At 75.0% G+C, this 3,470-nt stretch carries 3 protein-coding genes; 1 reads left to right on the top strand and 2 read right to left on the bottom strand.

The annotated features are described in order from the left end of the window. Positions 1–235: 235 nt before the first annotated feature. Positions 236–823 (top strand): rhodanese-like domain-containing protein, encoded by a 588-nt coding sequence (locus tag AN218_RS30340; RefSeq protein ID WP_070020243.1) that lies wholly within the window; start codon positions 236–238, stop codon positions 821–823. Positions 824–876: 53 nt separating this feature from the next. On the opposite strand, the gene AN218_RS37275 is transcribed toward AN218_RS30340, so the two are convergent. Both AN218_RS37275 and AN218_RS30330 read right to left on the bottom strand, forming a co-directional pair. Beyond that, complete coding sequence (locus AN218_RS37275; protein ID WP_070020242.1) at positions 877–1,692, bottom strand: HAD family hydrolase; 816 nt, start codon at positions 1,690–1,692, stop codon at positions 877–879. Beyond that, positions 1,689–3,470 (bottom strand): cysteine protease StiP domain-containing protein (locus AN218_RS30330; protein ID WP_070020241.1); only part of this gene is annotated, 1,782 nt, incomplete at its 5' end. The genes AN218_RS37275 and AN218_RS30330, both read right to left, overlap by 4 nt.

Below are 3,470 nucleotides of genomic sequence, written 5' to 3'. Positions count from 1 at the left end.
CGGGCGGAGCGCGACCGAGGCGCCGCCGCTCCGCCCGCCGGTGGTGCGGGGCGTACGGCGGTGTGCCGCGCGGCAGACCGCCCGCTGCCACAAACGGGTGACTCCACAGCCGGGAACCCACACCGAATCCACACACGGGCATCCGGAATACCGCGCTCCTGAACGCTGCTGAGCCCGTCAAGCACATAACAAAGTGATCAGTCGGCGATCAATAACGCACAGGAAGGCTCCTCGCGTGACCGCTCCCGCTCCCCTCACGATCGACGATCTCGCCCCGCGGCTGGACGGCACCGCCGTCATCGACGTCCGCACGCCCGCCGAGTACGGCTCCGGGCACATCCCCGGCGCGTACAACGTCCCCCTCGACCGCCTCGACGAGGCGCTGCCCGCGCTGCGCGCCCTCGCGGAGAAGAGCGAACTGGTCGTCGTCTGCGCCTCCGGCGCCCGTTCGGGCACGGCGAGCGGACGCCTCGCGGGCGAGGGCGTCGCCGCCGCCTCCCTCGACGGCGGCACCTCCGCCTGGGCCGGAGCCGGGCATGCGCTCGACCGTCCCGCGGGCGGGCGCGCGGTGTGGCCGATGGAGCGCCAAGTCCGGCTCGCCGCGGGGTCGCTCGTGGTGCTCGGCGTGCTGCTCGACCTCGCGCTGCCCGGTGCCCGCGTCCTCTCCCTGCTGATCGGCGGCGGACTGGTCTTCTCCGCGCTGACCGACACCTGCGGCATGGCGGCCGTGCTCTCGAAGCTTCCGTACAACCGGCGCCGGCCCGGCGACGGCGGGCTGGAGAACACCCTCGGCCGGCTCACGGAGCGCGCCGCGGCGAACTGAACGGGGCGGGGCCGGATCACGAGATCACGAACTCCGGGACGCCTCGGCCCCGTTCACACCCCTCCGGTCGCCGCGTGCAGCTCCCGTACGATCCGCTCCCCCGCCGCGACGCCGCGCTCGCTCAGCCCCGTGACGTGCCCGGCGCTCCACCCGGCGGCGGCCAGTTCGCCGTGGCCCGGAAACCAGGCCCGGTCGGCGGCGAGCAGCAGATCGGCGTCGAGCAGTGAGTCGCCCGCGGCGTACGTGGGACTCGCCCCGGTGCGCCGGGCGACCTCGGCGACGGCGGCGCTCTTGGTCAGCGGTCCCGGTACGGCGTAGATCTTGCGCCCCTGCAACGACACCGTCCAGCCACGCGGCTCCGCCCACCCGGCCAGCTCCTTCACCCACGCCCCCGGCAGCCGGTCCCGGTCGACGACGAGGTAGGCGAACAGGCCGTCCGCGACGCGCTGTTTGCGCACCCAGTCGCCGCCGGACGCCGCCCGCAGATGCGCGGACACCTCGTCGAGTGGCACGCAGCCGCTGAGCCGGTCCCGTACCCGGGCGTGCCAGGCGGGGTCGGGTTCGCCGTCGACCAGCAGATGGCCGCCGTTGGCGCACACCGCGTAGCGCGCGGGACCGCCCGGGAGCCGGAGGCGCCGGTACTGCTCGCACGTCCTGGTGGTGGCCGGCACGAAGACGCAGCGCTCGCGCACATGGCGCAGCACATCCGCAGCCGTCTCCGTCAGATACGACAGCGGCCGGCCCTCGTACGTCTCGACGCACAGCAGCCGCGGCGCCTCCGCGTCCGGCATGCGCAGGTCCAGGGCCGCCGCGGAGTAGATCAGGGTGCGGTCCAGATCGCTGGCGACAAGGGGGAGTCCGGCGGTCATCGGGCGGCCCTGCCGTTCCCGCCGGTGGCCCCGCGTGTGAAGCGCGGATGGATCAACCCCACGGAGCTGTACGGGAGTTCGTCCGTCTCCTCGACGGGCACGCCCCGCTGCTCGGCCAGCAGCCGCACATGGTCCAGGTCGCGGCCCGCGCCGCGCCGGGCGAGGACCCGCCAGGGCACCCGGCGCAGCAGCACCCGCGTGGTCTCCCCCACTCCCGGCTTGACGAGGTTGACGTCCCCGATGCCGTACTCCTCGCTGATCCGCTCCACCGCACGCCAGCCGGCCCACGTCGGCTCGCGGTCGGCGGCGTGCAGCAGCGCCGCGGCGTCCTCGGCGGCGCCGGGGGCGGCCTCGTCGAAGCGAGCGGCGACCGTGTCCAGGAAGAGCCCGGAGACGTCCGCTCCGGCGAGGTCGCGGTAGCACTTGGCGCCGTGGTAGTCGTCCGCGCCGACCAGGTCCGCGCGGAGCACGGTGCGCGATATCAGCCCGGAGACGGTCGAGTTGAGGCACGCGGACGGTATGAGGAAGTCCTCGCGCGTGCCGTACGTCCGTACGCAGCCGCCCGGGTCGGCGAGCACCGCGATCTCCGGGTCGAACTCCCCGAACGGGGCGAGAGCGTCCGCGAGTTCACGGGTGATGGCGCCCTTGCCCGTCCAGCCGTCGACGAAGACGACGTCGGCGGGGTCGTGGTGCGAGGCGATGTAGCGCAGCGCGTTGGCGTCGATGCCGCGCCCGCGCACGATGGAGACGGCGTAATGGGGCAGTTCGAGGCCGTGCGCCCGCTGCGCCCAGCGGCGCATCAGGATGCCGACGGGCGTGCCCGCGCGCGCGAGCGACACCAGGACGGGCCGGCCGGTGCCGCGCGTGCGGCGTTCCGCGAGCACCGTCTCCGTGACGGTGCCCACCGCGCGGGCGACGCGGAGCGCCGAGTCCTCCAGCGCGCCGTGGAAGAGCCGTTCGTACTCCGCCGTCGGCTGGTACTCCACCGGCAGCGACTCCGCGTAGTGCGCCCCGCCGCTCTGGATCGCCTCCTCGCGCTCCTCCGTCGGGGCCTCCAGCCGAGCGTCCGAGAGGTCCTGGAGCAGCCAGCCGACCTCGTCGGGCGCGTACGAGGAGAAGTACGGGCCGCGCAGCGGCGCGGGCAGCGGACGGTAGGAGGGGAGGACACCGAGCAGCACCGCGTCCGTGTGCGGCCGCAGCCGGTCCAGCAGGCCGCCGGGGGCGTGCAGGGCCGGGGTGTCGGCGGCCGAGTCGGTGACGACGACGACGGCGTCGAAACGGCGGCGGGCGTCGGCGCCGGGCGCCACGTTGTAGGCGTAACGGACGGTGCCCGACGGGGACTTGGGGAGCCCGGAAGTGTGGTCGGGGCGGGCGCCGGCGGGCGTCCCCGTGTCGTGTGCCGGGAAGGCGAGGCAGGTGCGCACCGCGTACGACGGGTCGTCGAGCGCGAGCACGGGCGAGCGCGTCGTCGTCGAGAAGCGCACCTCCGCCCGCTCGCCGAGCCGCTCCTCCAGGGCGGCGGCGAGGCGCAGCGGTGCGTACATCAACTCCTCGCAGCCCAGCACCAGTACGCGTGGTGTACGGCGGCGCGCGGACCGGACGCCGCCCTCCGGATCGCCGCCCGCCGGAATGCCGCCCGCCGCGTCCAGCGTGCCCGCGCCGGACAGCGCGGTCTCCAGCCGTGCCGCCATGCCGGGCAGGGCCGACTCCAGACGGACGCGGTGTGCGGCGGTGAAGCCGTGCCGTCCGCCGTCCGGAAGCCGCAGCGGCCAGCCGAG

Source organism: Streptomyces nanshensis, from assembly GCF_001751255.1.
GTDB classification, from domain to species: Bacteria; Actinomycetota; Actinomycetes; order Streptomycetales; family Streptomycetaceae; genus Streptomyces; species Streptomyces nanshensis_A.
The sequence above is the reverse complement of the archived record's forward strand: the minus strand, read 5'-3'. Positions and strand labels throughout refer to the sequence as shown.